Origin of the sequence: Cellvibrio sp. PSBB006 (assembly GCF_002162135.1) — a bacterium.
In the GTDB taxonomy this organism is placed as follows: Bacteria; Pseudomonadota; Gammaproteobacteria; order Pseudomonadales; family Cellvibrionaceae; genus Cellvibrio.
This window is the reverse complement of the sequence record NZ_CP021382.1, coordinates 149404-165019: the sequence shown is the minus strand read 5'-3', so window position 1 is coordinate 165019 and position 15616 is coordinate 149404. Positions and strand designations below refer to the sequence as shown.

Annotated in this window: 20 protein-coding genes; 8 read left to right on the top strand and 12 right to left on the bottom strand. The window is 43.8% G+C overall.

Annotation, left to right across the window (positions count from 1 at the left end):
- Both CBR65_RS00820 and CBR65_RS00815 read left to right on the top strand, forming a co-directional pair.
- Positions 1-261: a hypothetical protein gene (locus CBR65_RS00820; RefSeq protein ID WP_087465101.1), complete on the top strand. Its 261-nt coding sequence runs from the start codon at positions 1-3 to the stop codon at positions 259-261.
- A 626-nt stretch (positions 262-887) separates the two neighbouring features.
- Positions 888-1841 carry a hypothetical protein gene (locus CBR65_RS00815; RefSeq protein WP_157671935.1) on the top strand — a complete coding sequence of 318 codons (954 nt, stop codon included), beginning with the start codon at positions 888-890 and terminating at the stop codon, positions 1839-1841.
- A gap of 27 nt (positions 1842-1868) precedes the next feature.
- Here the strand turns inward: CBR65_RS00815 and CBR65_RS00810 are convergent, their stop codons facing one another.
- From CBR65_RS00810 to CBR65_RS00800, 3 genes are read right to left on the bottom strand one after another with little or no spacing between them, the layout of a single operon-like run.
- Positions 1869-2444 (bottom strand): imm11 family protein, encoded by a 576-nt coding sequence (locus CBR65_RS00810; RefSeq protein WP_087465099.1) that lies wholly within the window; start codon positions 2442-2444, stop codon positions 1869-1871.
- A gap of 11 nt (positions 2445-2455) precedes the next feature.
- Positions 2456-3316 carry an AHH domain-containing protein gene (locus CBR65_RS00805; RefSeq protein ID WP_087465098.1) on the bottom strand — a complete coding sequence of 287 codons (861 nt, stop codon included), beginning with the start codon at positions 3314-3316 and terminating at the stop codon, positions 2456-2458.
- Between the two features lie 44 nt (positions 3317-3360).
- Entirely contained in the window at positions 3361-3996 is a 636-nt protein-coding gene (locus CBR65_RS00800; protein ID WP_087465097.1) for a hypothetical protein, read from the bottom strand.
- Positions 3997-4824: 828 nt separating this feature from the next.
- Here CBR65_RS00800 and radC point away from each other — a divergent pair.
- Complete coding sequence (gene radC / locus CBR65_RS00795; protein ID WP_198300846.1) at positions 4825-5340, top strand: DNA repair protein RadC; 516 nt, start codon at positions 4825-4827, stop codon at positions 5338-5340.
- 127 nt (positions 5341-5467) lie between these two features.
- Positions 5468-6412 carry a site-specific integrase gene (locus tag CBR65_RS00790; RefSeq protein ID WP_157671934.1) on the top strand — a complete coding sequence of 315 codons (945 nt, stop codon included), beginning with the start codon at positions 5468-5470 and terminating at the stop codon, positions 6410-6412.
- A gap of 45 nt (positions 6413-6457) precedes the next feature.
- Here CBR65_RS00790 and CBR65_RS22665 read toward each other — a convergent pair whose 3' ends face one another.
- Positions 6458-6691 carry a helix-turn-helix domain-containing protein gene (locus CBR65_RS22665; protein WP_087465094.1) on the bottom strand — a complete coding sequence of 78 codons (234 nt, stop codon included), beginning with the start codon at positions 6689-6691 and terminating at the stop codon, positions 6458-6460.
- Positions 6692-7297: 606 nt separating this feature from the next.
- Between CBR65_RS22665 and CBR65_RS00780 the strand changes: the two genes are divergently transcribed.
- The 4 genes from CBR65_RS00780 (at position 7298) to CBR65_RS00765 (ending at position 9746) form a co-directional block, all read left to right on the top strand.
- Positions 7298-7654, top strand: a complete 357-nt coding sequence (locus tag CBR65_RS00780; protein ID WP_087465093.1) for a hypothetical protein — start codon at positions 7298-7300, stop codon at positions 7652-7654.
- A 213-nt stretch (positions 7655-7867) separates the two neighbouring features.
- A complete protein-coding gene (locus tag CBR65_RS00775; RefSeq protein ID WP_087465092.1) occupies positions 7868-8446 on the top strand; it encodes a DUF4339 domain-containing protein in 579 nt (192 codons plus the stop codon).
- Positions 8447-8588: 142 nt separating this feature from the next.
- The gene (locus CBR65_RS00770; protein WP_232461294.1) at positions 8589-8816 is read left to right on the top strand and encodes a hypothetical protein; all 228 of its coding nucleotides are present in this window, start codon (positions 8589-8591) and stop codon (positions 8814-8816) included.
- A gap of 234 nt (positions 8817-9050) precedes the next feature.
- Positions 9051-9746 carry a hypothetical protein gene (locus CBR65_RS00765; protein ID WP_087465090.1) on the top strand — a complete coding sequence of 232 codons (696 nt, stop codon included), beginning with the start codon at positions 9051-9053 and terminating at the stop codon, positions 9744-9746.
- A gap of 634 nt (positions 9747-10380) precedes the next feature.
- On the opposite strand, the gene CBR65_RS00760 is transcribed toward CBR65_RS00765, so the two are convergent.
- The 8 genes from CBR65_RS00760 to CBR65_RS00735 all read right to left on the bottom strand — a co-directional run bounded on the left by CBR65_RS00760 (position 10381) and on the right by CBR65_RS00735 (position 15615).
- Positions 10381-10776: a hypothetical protein gene (locus CBR65_RS00760; RefSeq protein ID WP_087465089.1), complete on the bottom strand. Its 396-nt coding sequence runs from the start codon at positions 10774-10776 to the stop codon at positions 10381-10383.
- Between the two features lie 81 nt (positions 10777-10857).
- Positions 10858-11196 (bottom strand): hypothetical protein, encoded by a 339-nt coding sequence (locus tag CBR65_RS21960; protein WP_157671933.1) that lies wholly within the window; start codon positions 11194-11196, stop codon positions 10858-10860.
- 43 nt (positions 11197-11239) lie between these two features.
- Complete coding sequence (locus CBR65_RS00755; RefSeq protein WP_087465088.1) at positions 11240-12046, bottom strand: DUF6615 family protein; 807 nt, start codon at positions 12044-12046, stop codon at positions 11240-11242.
- 92 nt (positions 12047-12138) lie between these two features.
- A complete protein-coding gene (locus CBR65_RS21955) occupies positions 12139-12471 on the bottom strand; it encodes a hypothetical protein (protein ID WP_157671932.1) in 333 nt (110 codons plus the stop codon).
- A gap of 223 nt (positions 12472-12694) precedes the next feature.
- On the bottom strand, positions 12695-13153 hold the full coding sequence (locus CBR65_RS00750) for a hypothetical protein (RefSeq protein ID WP_087465087.1): 459 nt from the start codon (positions 13151-13153) through the stop codon (positions 12695-12697).
- Positions 13154-13278: 125 nt separating this feature from the next.
- Positions 13279-13692, bottom strand: coding sequence for a hypothetical protein (locus CBR65_RS00745; RefSeq protein WP_087465086.1), 414 nt, complete (start codon positions 13690-13692; stop codon positions 13279-13281).
- Positions 13693-13728: 36 nt separating this feature from the next.
- Positions 13729-14562, bottom strand: coding sequence for a hypothetical protein (locus CBR65_RS00740; RefSeq protein ID WP_087465085.1), 834 nt, complete (start codon positions 14560-14562; stop codon positions 13729-13731).
- A 36-nt stretch (positions 14563-14598) separates the two neighbouring features.
- Entirely contained in the window at positions 14599-15615 is a 1017-nt protein-coding gene (locus CBR65_RS00735; protein WP_087465084.1) for a DNA/RNA non-specific endonuclease, read from the bottom strand.
- Position 15616: the final 1 nt, after the last annotated feature.

Here is a 15616-nt window from a genome sequence, read left to right as displayed (position 1 = left end):
ATGCCTTTGACTGAAAGAGAAATTGAAGAAATCAAACGTCGATGTGATGCGGCAACACCAGGACCCTGGAAGTCCTACATTGAAGGAAGGGACCATACCAGTGGCTCAGATTTCATCATGACTTCGATCGTTGATGATCGTGGTGAAAGTATAGAGCTGACAGGAGCTACTGTTGCAGACTATGATTTTATTGCGCATGCTCGGCAGGACATTCCGAGATTGCTGGAGGAAATCGAGCGACTAAAAAAGGGAAGGTCTTAAGCTTTATGTGAATAAATTATGGCGACCAAATGGTCGCCATAATATGGTTCACTTTAAACAAAACTCAATTTTTGTCCATTGGTTCTTGGGTGAAAGCCTAAAAAATCAATACGTTGCGGTCTAAACTATTTCCCAAAATAGTGACCATCTGTAAGTCCATTTTTTGGGAAAAAGTTGAGTTATCTATCTGTATTGCATGAACTTTTTACGTTTATAATGGATAAAATTCACGCTTTGTTTAAAGTTAACCAAAGCGCGTTGACTGATGCTGTACGGCTCAAATCCGCCTATAGACTTCCCAGTTTTTGCTATTCTTTGCTCACCCCTGCTGCTGTGTCTTTACGAGACGTGCCATAAGCACTGACACCTCAATTTATCTTGCCGCCTCAGCTTGATCATCTATAGTGGGCTCTTAAATCCAGCGTCCAATCTAAGGTATGCTCTGTCAGGCAACAAATTTAAGCCATTCAGTGGTGCACAGAAGGCATAAGCAAGGTGTTTAGACTCCGTAGTCCCGTCTCTAACAATGGTTGGCTAACGCTAGGAACTTTCAATACATGTCTAAACTTTCATCGCTAGAGATAGTCAGTTCAGGGATAATCTGTCCCCTTGGGGGCAATACGAGAATGACTATAGCCGCAGTTAACGCTGGTATCAGCGCGTATGGTGACGTGGACATTTATGGTCGTACTTCAACACCATATCGCATGGCATTGGTTCCGAATGATGCTATTCCCCCCCTCCATGATGAGCTACTCAAACTCCCTCTTCACCACAAGCAACGCAGAATGCTTCGCTTATCCGAAGTTGCGTTGGCAGAAGCGTTAGCGGGCCTACATGCAAACGCCCCAATACCCATTTTCCTAGCAGGTCCAGAAAGTCTACCCAATTGCCCAACAACGATGACGGCCAAGTTCATTAACTATCTAGCAGTTCAGACAGGTGCCAATATTGATTTAACCAGCAGCAGAATCATTGCGTACGGAAGGTCGGCTGGAATCTATGCGGTGGAATTAGCTTTTAGGTATTTGGAATCAACCGGCGCCAATTACGCGATCATAGGCGGTGTCGACTCATATTTAGATCTAAAAGTGCTAGGTTATTTGAATGCACAAGACCGAGTGATGGTTGAAGGAGCAAACGATGCATTCATTCCAGGGGAAGGTGCGAGTTTTTTACTACTTTCAGCAAATGAACAAAACAGTCCAGAAAAGGCGAGGATATACAAGCCGGGTTTCGCTATGGAGCCAGGCCATATGTATAGTGAAGAACCTTATTTAGGTGAAGCCTTATCGGCAGCATTCGCAGTTGCCATCAAGAATCGCAATCACAATATCCAGACAATCTACTCCAGCCATAATGGTGAAAGCATAAACAACAAGGAGTTTGGCGTGGCGCTGACAAGAAACAACAGCCACCTAGCAGATAATGTTAACCACCAGCACCCCGCTGAAAATTTTGGCGATTTAGGTGCTGCGACTGCCAGCACCTTGATTGCGCTGGCTACCGCCAGCCGACATACGAGCTTAGTATATTGCGCGTCCGACAACGGACAACGTGCAGCGCTGTGTGTAAATTAATCGTCTAGTGAATTCTCATTCAAGAGACTAAGTAAGTATCACTTCATGCGCAATAATTCCGTATCCTCCGGGCGGTGAAAATACATCCAGCACATTCCACAACCGCTCCGAAAAAATAAGATTGCCACCTATGGGCTCGCGAAACATATCAAAAGAATGAAGCTTTTCCTCTTTCAGCGCCAGCACTGTAAATGATCCTAGCGCCGGCATGCCCTCGTCATTCCCCCCCATGATTTCATCGTAGTGTGAGTTATCAAGATCTGTAGCATTTACCATACCGATCACATTTAGAGCATAATAATTTTCCCATACACTCCCCTCAGCGAAGTTCTTTAAGATCGCGGGAAAAGCTTGAAAATTGTCCACTCCGGCCTTCTGCAACGCCTTCAAAAACATCTCGCCCACAGCAGGAATACAGGTACCATAATCAAAATATTGGTGGGGACTATCACCTGATTGATAGGTTGTTTCGAACTCTACAGGCATTTTGAAATTCTTAAGAATCGGAACACCCAACAAAAAATCGATTTCGTCATCACCAATATCAGGAGTACCTATGACCGTATCACTGCGCCGCCAATCTTCGCGTATCCAAAAGTACATAGCATCACCCTCTATTTGCTGTCTGCCTTTCTACCAGGAATGGGGTGATCACAGACCTGAGCATGATAATTTAATGCTAATCGGGACAAGAATATAAACCACATTTTCCTAGGCGCTGTCAGCTGCTCTTGAGCGTGGTATGAAAGTTTATTTAGTGCTTTGTTTATCTTTTCGTTCGGCTGGAATGGTGGTTTTTTTCGCTCACCATTTTCACTGCATAACGGACACTTTCGTGACCATCCCCACATTCTCAAATTAATCTGAGTAAGCTGTTTCTTTAACCAATTATCATACCGCATGTGCTTGGTCTGACCAGGATCAAGAGGATCACCGATATTATGAGCCCCCAGATGGAACTGACATTTAGCCGCCTTCATTACATGATCTGCAACTTCTTGTATATCGACTTCCCCGGTCGTCCATTGCCCTTCAAACGCTCCGGAACGAAATTCCTTGGGCCACGACGGCGCCCATATACCGTTAAGAGAACCGTTAACTGTATAGCCAGTATCTTCCTCAATTTTACCCTGAGATTTATCGATCCATTGTTCGACTTTGTGGCCTTGTAAGGCCTGCTTTCCCGAAATTAGATGGTGGGCTTGAAATTCATAGAACCCGTAAGTGGGATGTTTATATCGCGACTCTATGTCTTCTCGACTAGAATGTACCTTTCCATCGTGGGGCCAAGCGTTCGCTTGATGCTGATTAAGATTGGCAGGCTTCTCCATTATCTTTTCAAGAGTTTCTGATTTATTGTCCGATCCTTTATACGTCTTGTATTGCTTGCCCTTTTCGATAGGACAAAAAGGACAATCATCATTCATTCCTACTTGGTGCGGCACCGGTATGGCGATAGACTCACCGACTTGCATATATACCTCCTAGTAATGTCTACTGATTGTTCAGTTAGGCTAATTTACTGTTTCAACGTGAAGATGGCTACCGAATTTCGCTCATGAGGCGTCATAACGACCCATGCTAGCCTTTGTCGGGCGGACGATGCGACACCCAAGGACTGTGCCGCGTGGGTTACAGCATTTACCGCGATTCTATAGTTCCAAAGGTTAACAATTTCATCTAAAAGTAAAATTGCATCACCATAATTTTCATTATCTGCAAGTAGTTTATCAATTTCTGGCTTAAGCTTTGTCCACTCGTTTAGTGCCCTATGCACAGGGATAGCCGCAAAATATTCGGCGGCCATGTCTCCTGGCTCAGACTTTATCTCAACACCCGGTATATCTTTCGGCCCCAAATCTGTCTTCGATAAGGTCCCTTTTGTTTTAAATTCCTCATACCCGTAGGCCAGAGCTTCACCCGTAGGCCTGCCAGCGTAGTACCAAGAAAAATCCACCGCGATCACGCTCGGATTGTTGCCACAATATTCAAACATCCGCGAAAAACCAGATACAAACCCCTCAAAAATTTCATCTTCAGGAAGCGCCACTAACAAAGATTGTATTGCGGAGTGAATCGCCCCGATATCTTTAGCACCGAACCAGGCTTTTATTGCATCTTCTCGGTGAACCACTCGCTTCAAAAATCTGTCCATCTTAAACCTCCCCTATCACTTATCTCGCAACGTTCATATATGTGACCATCGTAGGGCTTGATCAGCTATTGAGCAAGCTGTACACATATATTCGCTTGCCGCGCGGTCTTGTGTATCTGGTGGCGATTATAGATTGGAATAGCCGCAAAACGTGACCGTGGCGCTTATTTAACAAACATGGACGCCATGTTTTAGGGATTGTTTTCTAGAAGCGCGTACTCATTCAGGCAAACCAGACGTCTTCAACAGTGAGCGAGGCTCGCAATTTACCAGTGAATTATTCACGGACGCTGCCACCGTAACGTCAGTCGACTGCAATGCATCAGCATAAAATGCAGCACAACCTTGATCTATGGAAAATAACTAAATCCAGAAAATTTCACCTCTATATCACTGTCACGAAGCTAAGTAGACATCTAGATAAATAACGAGGTGAATATGATTTTACAATGCCCGAGTTGCGAATCGGTGTGCATTAGCACCCTGAATCGAGGACGCAGGATTGGTGGAATAGTTGGTGCAGTTGGAGGGATTGTCTACGGCTGGAGAGTTGGAGCGCTGCTGAGTGTAATGGCCGGTCCGGTTATAACCGGACCCGTCGCTGCATTGCCCCTACTGGTTCGCTGCATAGCGGTCGGATACGGCGTTGGGGCTGCGATAGGCACCGTGATCGATACAGAGATTCTTGATAACCACCAATGTCGCTCATGCGGCTGTTCCTTTAGTTCCACACCCATCAACTATATCTAAAAAACTCACCCACAAATTTAGCAAAGGGCCTCCCATCTGATGATGGGAGGCCCTTTGCTTGTGCACGGAGAAAAACCAATGAAACGATCCGTAGAGAAAATTTGCTCGCCCTTCACACCAGAATCTAACGAGGTCCAAATCACACCCGGAATTTCAGACACCCAAATTCTTTATTGGGCAGAGCGAATACTCCAGAAACGCTTCGAACGCAGCAATTACCTGACTAGTCCAGATGCGACAAGAGAGTTCTTGCGGGTCACATTTGCCGATGATCATCGAGAGTTATTTGCGATGATCCTTCTGGACAATCAACACAGCGTAATCGGCTACGAGATATTGTTCCTCGGCACCATCGACGGTGCAGCTGTTTATCCGAGAGAAGTCGTTAAGACTGCGCTCAACTACAACGCCGCTGCCGTCATCTTTACTCACAACCATCCAAGCGGTGTAGCAGAGCCCAGCCAAGCCGATAGGGCGATCACGGCTCGATTGAAGAACGCACTAGATATAGTAGATATTCAGACTCTTGATCATCTGGTCGTCGGCGGTACGCACATCGTCAGCTTCGCAGAGCGGGGGCTGATAGACGCATAGCCAGTGCTCCAACTTTACTCTGTTTAATGTGTATTAAACCTCGATTGCCATAGCACCCCAGTCCCCCCATTAATTAGTGCCTCGAACAACCATTGCTCAAAAGCCTTCCACCATGATAGGAGTCCTTATGGCTACACAATCAGCAAAAACCAAATTATCAAAGATAGAATTTAAAGTTGAAAGCAAATCAGCCTATTCCATTTACCTCAATAGCCTGGCAGCGACTGGAAGAAAGTCCATGAAAACTTTACTACATCAGTCTGCGTCAATTCTTGGGAGCAAAGGATTGGTTGAGCATCACGATTGGAGCATGCTGACTTTTGAAAAGGTTCATCTTATTAGATCTGTGTTCACCGAAGCTGGATATGCAGTTAATAGTGTCAACTTGGCTTTAGCAGGGTTGAAAGGTATAGCAAAAACGGCATTCAACCTAGGTCAAATCGATGCAGACACTATGCTGCGTATAAATTCGGTAAAGTCCCTGAAAGGAAATGCTGTAAGAACCGGTAGACGACTATCAAAAGATGAAATTGCTAAGCTACTTGGGGCTTGCAATACCATCCACTGCCCCGCCGTGAGAACACGTAATCACGCGATTTTACTCGTTGGCATCGGTGCCGGCCTACGTTGCTCAGAAATCTGTGCACTTAATTTATACGATATTGATTTTAAAAATGGCTTATTAATCGTAAGAGAGGGAAAGGGAAGGAAATCTCGTCAAATTTATTTAGCGAAAGAAATATTACATGCATTAAATAAATGGAGGGAATATCGGAGTGAGGTCAGCGGCCCGCTGTTTTGCAAAATCACTAAAAACGGGGAAGTTATTGGCAATAGATTATCACCGAGTGGACTTAATTATACATTGTATATTCTACAGCAACTATCCGGTGTCGAGAAATTTACGCCGCACGATCTGCGTAGAACATTTATAACCCAATTACTTGAAAAGGGAATTGATCTAAATACCGTTAGACAATTAGCTGGACACAGTGACGTAAGTACGACGGTAACCTATGACAAACGGGACGAGGACTGGCAGAAAAACGTTTCCCAAGCAATAAAAATCTAAACCCCGTCAACATACTCAGTAAGTACGATTCGTGGAATTTTCAAATTACTTATAGGAGAAGTACAACCGTTCAGCAACAACCCATAGATCTGAGGGGCTACAGTCCAATGCATTAGCCAATCGCCATACACTCTCAATAGAAGCTTTTGTAGCACCCCGTTCAATCCCCGAAACAAATGATCTCGCCAGACCCGCCTTGTCAGCCAAAGCCTCTTGGGTCAGATCCACCTCAACTCTCCGCAGTTTAACTGCTTTCCCAAAACAGACAAGAATATCCATAGATCACCAACAGCCATTAAATATAGTGAGCTTGTTGGGAAAAATATGGACATTCCACGCTTGATAAACTACATTTTGACCTATATAAAGGTCAAAATGTAGTAATGGTTATTTTTTGTTCTACCAAAGGGAGGGTCTAGGGGGTAGCTCACCTAATCAGACGTCCTATTCATGCCAAAAAGTGTTTTATACCCAATCGCCATAGACCTTGCGCGGATATCTAACGGGATCAAGCAGCGACCTGTTTGCTATAGGCTGTTTCAAGTGAATTTGAAAAATTAATGCTCAATTTTGGAGAGAAAAACTATGGTATCCGAAAATCAAAGCTTTTTGTTTTATTAGTATGTGGCTTTTACGGAGCGATTTTATTGCAACAGAAAATCCCGTTATATAGGCCACGGTTAGCTATTGAATCTCATGAGAGGTATTACAATTTTTTAATTTATTCCTTTTATCTGTGTTTGGCTTTCTTGATCATGGGATAGCCGTATATTCAACATTACTTTTTTTAATTAACAGTCAGCGAAGTGAATGAGCATTCAGATAAATCGAATGATTTATTGTCTTTGCCACCTAAAATCTAGCTATTATCAAGTGGAGTGTATTATGAAATCATTTTCCCATCGCCATTTTCTAGTGACCATATTAACTCTTTTAGTTATTGGCTGTTCCGTAAACGACGAACCAGAAATTGAAGTAATCTTAGATTACTACCAAGTCCCAAATAATTCTGTAAGAGTAGCGCGAGTAAATGTCCAATCACTTGTTGACGAAACGACCATACACGAAGTTATTATTAATCGAGGTAATTGTGTTAATTATGATAAAGCGAAAACTGCGAAAACTGGGAGAACTCTAAAATATGGTGAGATACTTAAATCACTAACATCTTGCAATCTCGACAATATACGTGAGGTGGAAGTAACAACGGAAAAAAACATTTATACCGTTACTTTCGACTAAATTTTCCCTCAATACAAATCTTACAATATTAGGACTTTCAACAGAAATAACTGTGTATACAATCAAAGTTATTGCCCTCGATCCAATCCGACATTTCTGCTTGAAAAAAGGGAGTTACCGGCGTTGAATAGAAATGTAAAATCCTAAAACAAAACCACAAAGTAACTCTCCTGCTACATACTAATAATCCCACCATAGTCTTAAAGGTACAGTATGAACACACAAGAACAACCCTCAATCCAACCCGAAGCAAAACCCTGGTTCTACGAAAAGAACGGCCAACGCATGGGAGGTATTTCAGAGGAGAAAATTATCGAATTAATAAACAGCCAATCACTGTCTTACGGCACCGCTGTATGGCGCCAAGGCTTTCCAGAATGGATGGCCATTGAAAATACTGAATTGCGCGCACATCTGGAAAAAGTGGTCCCACCACCATTGACGGGAGATAAAGTCGACAGCACGGTCGTATGGATACTGGCCTTCGCTCCAATCCTGGGGCTCGTGCTTGAATACATGGTTGCCTTCGCCATGAATTCCGGTAACGAGTATCTAGCAGAATACGCCATGCAAAACGCCGAGTTCTGGTATGTCACCGTGATTCTTAATATAGCGCTGTCAATCTGGGATGAAAGCAGGCTGAAAAACGCAGGCATAAATACTACTGCTTTTAGAGGCTGGGTATGGCTCGTACCGGTATATCTTTTTCAAAGAGCTAAGATACTGAAGCAAAATAACGCATACTTTATCGTTTGGATAGTGTGTTTTATTTTATCCCTCTTAAGCATTTAGCCCATCTAACTAGTATGTCACAACAGCACAGGCCGGCATCTTCTATACAGGTTGGCCTGCGCTTCCTACATTCTCCTGCATTGAATGTGGACCAATAGTAAAAATTAACATACCGATGAAAACGATAAACATGGGAGAAAAAATGGTGCAAACAGAAAATAACAACGGTTTGGCTGCTTTCCTGGGTGCGCTCGTCGTTGCTGGCGGATTGCTCTACGTGAGCGGTTGGTATATTGCATGGGATGATTTTATTGCGACAAAAAATCTCTTTATATTGGGCATGGTCTCGCGGCAGAGTTCAATAATAAATACTATGGAGTTTTGTTTACTTCCCGCTTCTTTGACTCTCCGGTGGTTTCCTGGATTATAAGGCTAATTGCTGCCTCAACGTTCTCGGCTGGACTAAACGCTTTGCTCGAAGAGAGCGAAGAAGACGACGATGAAGAGTCGCTCCAAAAATCAGAGGATAAATAAACTTCTTCTACATCCTGACAACACCAGCGGCCAATAAAATGGATATCAAACAAGGAGTAGACACCTTCCCCCGTTTATTAGCAGTCCACTAAACAATTATCAGCGTATATTTCATGGAGCGTGATATTTAATGAAAAACCTATTTGTTACAGTTGTTGCGATATTGGCTCTTATTGGATGCGACACCCGTCAAGACAAAATTTACCATTCCTTTAAATGCGCAAAAGCTGCCACCTATTTGGAAGACCACGTCAATGCGCGCATTGCGCTTCAAAAATCAGAACTATATTTCGATGACATCCACACCAACGAAGCATACTTTTGGATACAACTTAATCAGAGGTTCCAGGAGGATCTTGAACTTTATAAACATACGCATAGCGGGCAAATGGAAATTCTTTCCGCCTTATATAACTCTCGTGAATGCAAGATTAGTTATGAGAAAACAGGGACTTCTGATACAAAATCCTATAATCAGCCAGTCAAGAAAAACACCCGCCACAGCCTTGAGGATATTTTCCAGAATTTCAATACCTGCGACTTCCCAAAAGTTAGCTATAACCTATTCAGCGAAGTTACCTCACACCCCTACTTCAGCGAAGCCAAAGTTAGGCCTTATAAAATCGAACAAAGTCTTGCCTTTTATTCCGTAAATGATTCTTTGTTTGGAATGCCGGTCTCGCACATTATATTACCAGTGACTTGGTCGCATTATTCGGTAACTTTCGATTTACCAATAAATGAAGTAAGACTTAGGCTTGAAGCTGTGTTTGGCGAGAGCTTCGAAGCGGTGGATGTTTCTGATGCTGGCTATAACCATTTTTAATGGCAAGGAGAGATGATTCATCGAAGACTGTCATTTATTGCGATGAACCTGAATACGATGAGTAATTGAGGTTAGATTACGCTAATCAGTAGGCACATCATTATTTTATTCATCATAGCCGGCCTGTAACCAAACGCAGGCACCTGAGCCTGCGTTTATGGAGAAAACATCACTCTAATAGTTTTAACCACTTCCGCCCCCGCGACGCCATGAACGTCGAGCAGCCAGTAGGACCGTAATTAATGGCCTAGTTAGCCTATTTGGACGAGAAAGAGGGAGCATGCCCCATATCCCATTGTACCTTTTTGCCTAAGCCCACGCCATAATGACACATTGATTCCATTTCACACTGCGCGAACCACCCACTATGACCACAAAAATAAAAATTGCGTTCATCTTCGATTACAAAAATTTTTCTATGAGATAGTCACTGTCGGAAACCAGAAAATTGTATATCATCGGATGTAGTTAGAAAAACAGAATTTACATATATATCCATCTCCAACTCTATAAGTAGGAATACCGCACCCTTTCTTCGTTATGGTAAGGTTGCAACACGTATGCTTTACCTTCTTGGTTACTCTGTAAAGCTAAATAGTTAAATAGCTAAGCCCCTGTAGATCTGCATATTGTTTTACGCAAGATTAAATATTCTATTAAGTATTTCTGCTTGCACATAGGGATGAAACTCTTCGTACATTGTATTTAATCTAACGTTGTTTTTTTCGGTTGGTTTCGGAACTCGAAACATTTGTGTAACTAACCACTTTATATTTCTTCCAGCAGAAACGACATTTCCTGTAGTGACGACCTCGTCATTTGCAATGACTCCAATTCCCTTAACAATAATGTCAGAACTAGAGGGGGATGCAGACTTAATATACACAATATCACCGACTTTTAAACACCTAATAAATTGATGCAGCTCTGGTGCTTCTTCCAATCCCCATCCGGGTCCAGCGATATTATTGGAAATAAAGTCACCACTAACATCTTCATCGTAATATGCACCAATTGCAAATATAGCCATTTTATATTCCTACAGTCTCGACAAAACGAATAAGTGCATAACAGTTAAATAGTGCGGACGCTGCGGTTCGCTTATTAGTTTTTATGCATTAAACTGAACCACCACTGCATTACCGCTCAAAGTGCAGCTCACATGGCCTTGATGCTGTAAAACTGCACACAAGAATGATGCGTGTCGTGGAGTTAAGTTATTGCTCAATGAAGCTAAGAATTCACCAACGCCTCCCGGTGTCGGTTCAGTCATTGAAAAGCCACCCCTGACAGATTGGCCGCGAAAGTGATCGATGACATTTTGAATAATATGAGAAGGAATCAGGAAATCTCCACTTTCAAACTCTAACGTCACACCACTCTCTACATCCCCGCTATATGTAAAGGTCGTTCTTTTGCTTTCATTTCCGCATGTTTCTATTGTTGGCATAAACTTTCCTTCATTGCATAACGTTTGAAATAGTCGGCTCGCTCTAGCGAGTCCGGTTGATTGATTTGTTGGGCTCTTCCTCAAAGCCCCGCATGTCGTAAGCACCAACAACGCGAAAGGTGTACAGTTCGTTTTGATTGATTACTGCCAATGTCTCTTTTTCTTCAAGCTCAAGAATTTGACCGCTAAGAAGCATGTTGACGTAGCTTGGCAAAATCTTGTTATCGTGAGGCTCGGCAGATTCAGTTAGTGCTGAAAAATAGCTCGCAAAGTAATGGCCAGATTGAGTTAGTGGGCAACAGAAAATGCAATGAAATGGATTGGACTCCTTAAGTATTTTGTTTTTTGAGACTCTCTTTCCATACACTCCATCAGCAAACTTCTTTACCGTATGAGCGTCAGCCATAAATATGGATGTATCAGATATTTCGTGTGCGCCACACATAGTTTGCGTATTTTTATCAGGAAGGCTGTAAAATACATAGAAGGGAAGTTTCTTATTGGCCTTTGCATGAGCCAATAGCTTTTTTAACTGAGATTGCGTGCTTTTGGGATAGTTCAGCTTAGTAACATAAGAGTTATTCTGTTTGACAAATTTCTTAGCTTGGAAAATTAACGGAAAATGGAATTTCCTTCCGACAAGCCATAATTCAAGTTCAAAGTCGACCCCAGTCTTATTTTCCTCTTGACGAGTAAAAGTTGAGACGTTTATGTATTTGAACCTCGCATCCAATTCACGCCATTTCCAAACGAGATAGTCAGTAATTGATTCTTCCTTGACATCTGGAACATTCAGCATGAAGTTCTTAACTTCCAGGGAAACTGCTTTGTTTGACTCGCAAAGGTTCATCTATTATGCCTCAATTTAATGCACAAAACAGCGGCCGAGAGTAGCGAGGTCCAGCCTCTGTAGAGGCGATGCTGCCTTTGCTTGTTAGCAATTTAGCCTCCACGATAGCGTCCAGTTGGAGCTGCATTCGATAAGAACTGATCGTGACCGTTGTTAAAATCTATTTTGACGCCTTTCAATACAGAAAAAATCAGACAAATTATACCTCCAATAGAAAAAAACAAACCTGGTGCAGCATTAATTAATTGCCCACTTACGGTATTAGATTCGACACTCAAGCTTGCTTGCCCTGTGACACCAAGGATGAAAAGTTTATAACCTAGATAAATAGACATACCAGAGAAAAACATAGGTATTGATTTAAGGGCAAAATACAGACAAAGAACTAAGTTTGGATTAGTTCTACTTCCGGGTATTTGTTGCATATTCTGACTTCCTCTGTATTGCTAACAGTTAAATAACAGCAAGAAAATTTAAAATCAGAGCTATCAGACAGTACTAGCTTTTTCATGGGCAAGCGCAAATACCACAGGTCTACGTAAAGAGCGATAAGTGCTACCTGCGCTTCAACACTACAAATCATGAAGCTGCATTTAATCCGCTGTTAATGTGAATCGGGGGCTGAGGTAGGAGTATATAACAAAAAGCCTAACCTTCTTTTCTATTATTTGTTAGGTACAGAAAAACCAGCACTCCCATAGCACTGCCTAATAAAAACCCAACCTGCGGCAAGATCAGCGAAAGCCTGTTGAGGCTTTCAAAGCCAAGCATTTTGTTCAGAACTTCAACACCTTCGCAGTTTTGATGAAACGAAAGAAACTGCGAGGCTGCCAAATGTGCATTTACGATTGCAGACCGAAAAGACCAAAAGCAAATCACATAGAAAGACAGGAGAACAGAAGCTGTCGCTAATGAGGTCGATGTAACGTGAAATTTACCGATTTTAGTCAGCTTGCTCGACGTCTTGATAGGAAAGCTTGAGGCAAATGCAAAGGAGCCAAACAAAACAGTAATGAATAATTTAAATAAACCGTCAGCATAACCGTGATAGGTTTTGGCAAGATCTAAAAACAGGTCAGCCATAGCGGGATCAGAAACACATGCCATATCTTATTACCGTTACATGAATGAGCGAGAGCGCGTACAAAGCACCACAGAATCGGGGGCTCATATTCCTCACCGTTTTTTACACCATCAGGGCCCACAATAATATTACTCGCCCCAGATATCAGTTAGGCAGTTTTCTTCATGTTTTCTACGTCTTCCTTAACCTCTTTAAGCGCCGCGAGGATTGCGGAAGGTTTTGCTGCATTGATGGCTGCAGCTAACACGATAAGATCCGCCGTGAGGTCAATGAACGCGGTGATATCTTTAATGTTTTTAAGTTTCTGTTTGGCTGTATCGATGGTTGCCAGCAGGCTTTTTTGTGTTTCAGCCAAGCCCTCCACCACACAATTGGCGGCATCAATATACAGCCCATTGGCTTTTTGACGCAGGATCACTTCATCCTGAAAAATCAGTTGCGCTTCGTGTAGTCCTATTTTTTTTCGTTTAACCTCGTGCATGATGCGTTCATGCACAACATCAGCACATTTGGTCAATTCAGCGGCAATGGCTTCAATTTGAGCCCGGTTTGCTAAGGCCATGATGGTCTCCTGTTATGTCCTTTTAGTGTCCATGGATCACATGGATTCGATGTGATTGTTGATTGCTCTGACGTCCTTTGAAAATTGACGGAGAGAATCTTTGATTTCCTGCTTCGAAAGTTTGTCTAGGTTGTCAACCAGTAGCTGGTGTCCCTTCGCAATCGTTTGGACACCCTTCTTGGCTTCCGTGTACTTTTTACTTGCCAGTTGGTATTCGGCAGCTTTGTCCTGGGTATGCGCACGAGCAAGCGTGGCGAGTAGCTTACTTTCGGGCTGATCGGTAAATAACAGCTCCACCTCCAGAAGTCCCTTAATGGTTTTCCATTCATTGTCATTGGTTTTTTGGTAATAATCGATCAACCGTTCCATACCGGCCAATGTCGTTTGCAAAGGCTCATTTCCTTCCTGGATAAAATTCCGTACCGCACGCTGTTGGTAGGACGAGGTTGCCCATTTTGAGATGACTTTGGCTAGCCCCGAGATGGCATCCACCTGTGCCTTATCAATCCCCAGATCCGGGTGGGTTTTTATGCCCGACGACAGTGAATCGATGCCCGGTGATAGGTCAAATGAATCGTCTCCAGCCAGTGTGGCTAATGTCTGCATGTAAACTGTCACGCTTTGGTGAACGGTTAGCAGATCCTTGTAGGCCGCTTTACGGCGCGCGTCGTTTTCCTGCGCGATACGATCTGCTTCACAGGATAGATAGGGTTGTTCCCGGTAGTAGGTATCCCGGAAGCGGGTTGTCAGCTCCGTATAGCCCGAGAGTTTGGCGGACTGACCCGCGAAGTCCTGAACCTCTTTGAGATTGGTGCACCCAAACAACCCCATAGTGAGGGCGAGGGTTAGTGTTACCTGGATAAACCGCATGATTCGTCTCCTTGTGTATCACGTTTGTCGATTGTCCTACCAAAGCGCTGTCTGTCTCTCCGCTTCAATAATGTCTTGTATGGCCGGTGTTATATTGCTCAGCAGATCGATTTTTGCCTGTTGTTCAATCTCATCGATCGATGCCAGATAGCGGGTTATCTGATGCGCTGTGTTTTTCTCCTGCGGCATCCAGAATGCAATGGATTCCAGGGTGGCGGGATCAACAATGACACGATAGAAGTGCGAGGGAACAGCAACACCCTGACCGATCGTCAAGGCTTCCTCGCCAGGGAAAGCGCCCATGATAATGACGAGCTCACCGCGCTGCTCAATCCAGCGGCGCTCATACTTCTCCAGCCGCCCCCAAACCCCGGTGCTTCCGTGAGAGTCCCGATTAAAATCGGGCAGTTGCGGCGCAATGTTGCTGAAGAGGAAACTTTCCAACTGGGCGTTCACACTAAAATCCATTGAAGCGTTCGGGGCCATATGCCCCCGGTCGTAGCCTGAGTTGAGGTAGTCGCTGTTTTTTGAACGGAAGTCGCTGGGTATGGTTTTGTCCTGCCTGAAACTGATGCCTTGTCTATCACTGCCGGTCGTCAGGATCTGCTCGCGAGTAATCCGGTAGGTCACCCACAGCGGTATTTTGTACGTGTAGCTATACCCGGCCGCATAGCCTTCCCGACACAGCACCTGGTCTGCTGGCTGAGGCATTCCATACACCAGGTGCTTTTCGCACCCCATGTCCATCGCGAGAGGGCTATGGTCGGTATCCTCGACGAAGGTGGTCTCGTCGGTAACCGTGATCCGCCCAACAGTTCGGTATACATAGCCTTCATAACCGTCCTGGGTGGCAACGTAATAATAGCCGTTAGTTTGTCGGCTCCCCTCCAGCACCTCTACCCGCTCACCGACCTCGATTTTCGTTAGGCTGATACCGTTGACGCTCGGCTGCTCTTTCAGGTGCATGGAGCGTCTGGCATCAATATAGTCAGCAAGTGCGGGTTCAACACTGAAGAGACAACCCAAGAGTAAAAGGTAAATTCTGCGTTTCATG

What these genes read in the sequence shown, in the direction of transcription:
- CBR65_RS00820 (WP_087465101.1), top strand. Translation starts at nt 1, where the DNA reads ATGCCTTTGACTGAAAGAGAAATTGAAGAAATCAAACGTCGATGTGAT.
- CBR65_RS00815 (WP_157671935.1), top strand. Translation starts at nt 888, where the DNA reads ATGACTATAGCCGCAGTTAACGCTGGTATCAGCGCGTATGGTGACGTG.
- CBR65_RS00810 (WP_087465099.1), bottom strand. Translation starts at nt 2,444, where the DNA reads ATGTACTTTTGGATACGCGAAGATTGGCGGCGCAGTGATACGGTCATA.
- CBR65_RS00805 (WP_087465098.1), bottom strand. Translation starts at nt 3,316, where the DNA reads ATGCAAGTCGGTGAGTCTATCGCCATACCGGTGCCGCACCAAGTAGGA.
- CBR65_RS00800 (WP_087465097.1), bottom strand. Translation starts at nt 3,996, where the DNA reads ATGGACAGATTTTTGAAGCGAGTGGTTCACCGAGAAGATGCAATAAAA.
- radC (WP_198300846.1), top strand. Translation starts at nt 4,825, where the DNA reads ATGAAACGATCCGTAGAGAAAATTTGCTCGCCCTTCACACCAGAATCT.
- CBR65_RS00790 (WP_157671934.1), top strand. Translation starts at nt 5,468, where the DNA reads ATGGCTACACAATCAGCAAAAACCAAATTATCAAAGATAGAATTTAAA.
- CBR65_RS22665 (WP_087465094.1), bottom strand. Translation starts at nt 6,691, where the DNA reads ATGGATATTCTTGTCTGTTTTGGGAAAGCAGTTAAACTGCGGAGAGTT.
- CBR65_RS00780 (WP_087465093.1), top strand. Translation starts at nt 7,298, where the DNA reads ATGAAATCATTTTCCCATCGCCATTTTCTAGTGACCATATTAACTCTT.
- CBR65_RS00775 (WP_087465092.1), top strand. Translation starts at nt 7,868, where the DNA reads ATGAACACACAAGAACAACCCTCAATCCAACCCGAAGCAAAACCCTGG.
- CBR65_RS00770 (WP_232461294.1), top strand. Translation starts at nt 8,589, where the DNA reads ATGGTGCAAACAGAAAATAACAACGGTTTGGCTGCTTTCCTGGGTGCG.
- CBR65_RS00765 (WP_087465090.1), top strand. Translation starts at nt 9,051, where the DNA reads ATGAAAAACCTATTTGTTACAGTTGTTGCGATATTGGCTCTTATTGGA.
- CBR65_RS00760 (WP_087465089.1), bottom strand. Translation starts at nt 10,776, where the DNA reads ATGGCTATATTTGCAATTGGTGCATATTACGATGAAGATGTTAGTGGT.
- CBR65_RS21960 (WP_157671933.1), bottom strand. Translation starts at nt 11,196, where the DNA reads ATGCCAACAATAGAAACATGCGGAAATGAAAGCAAAAGAACGACCTTT.
- CBR65_RS00755 (WP_087465088.1), bottom strand. Translation starts at nt 12,046, where the DNA reads ATGAACCTTTGCGAGTCAAACAAAGCAGTTTCCCTGGAAGTTAAGAAC.
- CBR65_RS21955 (WP_157671932.1), bottom strand. Translation starts at nt 12,471, where the DNA reads ATGCAACAAATACCCGGAAGTAGAACTAATCCAAACTTAGTTCTTTGT.
- CBR65_RS00750 (WP_087465087.1), bottom strand. Translation starts at nt 13,153, where the DNA reads ATGGCATGTGTTTCTGATCCCGCTATGGCTGACCTGTTTTTAGATCTT.
- CBR65_RS00745 (WP_087465086.1), bottom strand. Translation starts at nt 13,692, where the DNA reads ATGGCCTTAGCAAACCGGGCTCAAATTGAAGCCATTGCCGCTGAATTG.
- CBR65_RS00740 (WP_087465085.1), bottom strand. Translation starts at nt 14,562, where the DNA reads ATGCGGTTTATCCAGGTAACACTAACCCTCGCCCTCACTATGGGGTTG.
- CBR65_RS00735 (WP_087465084.1), bottom strand. Translation starts at nt 15,615, where the DNA reads ATGAAACGCAGAATTTACCTTTTACTCTTGGGTTGTCTCTTCAGTGTT.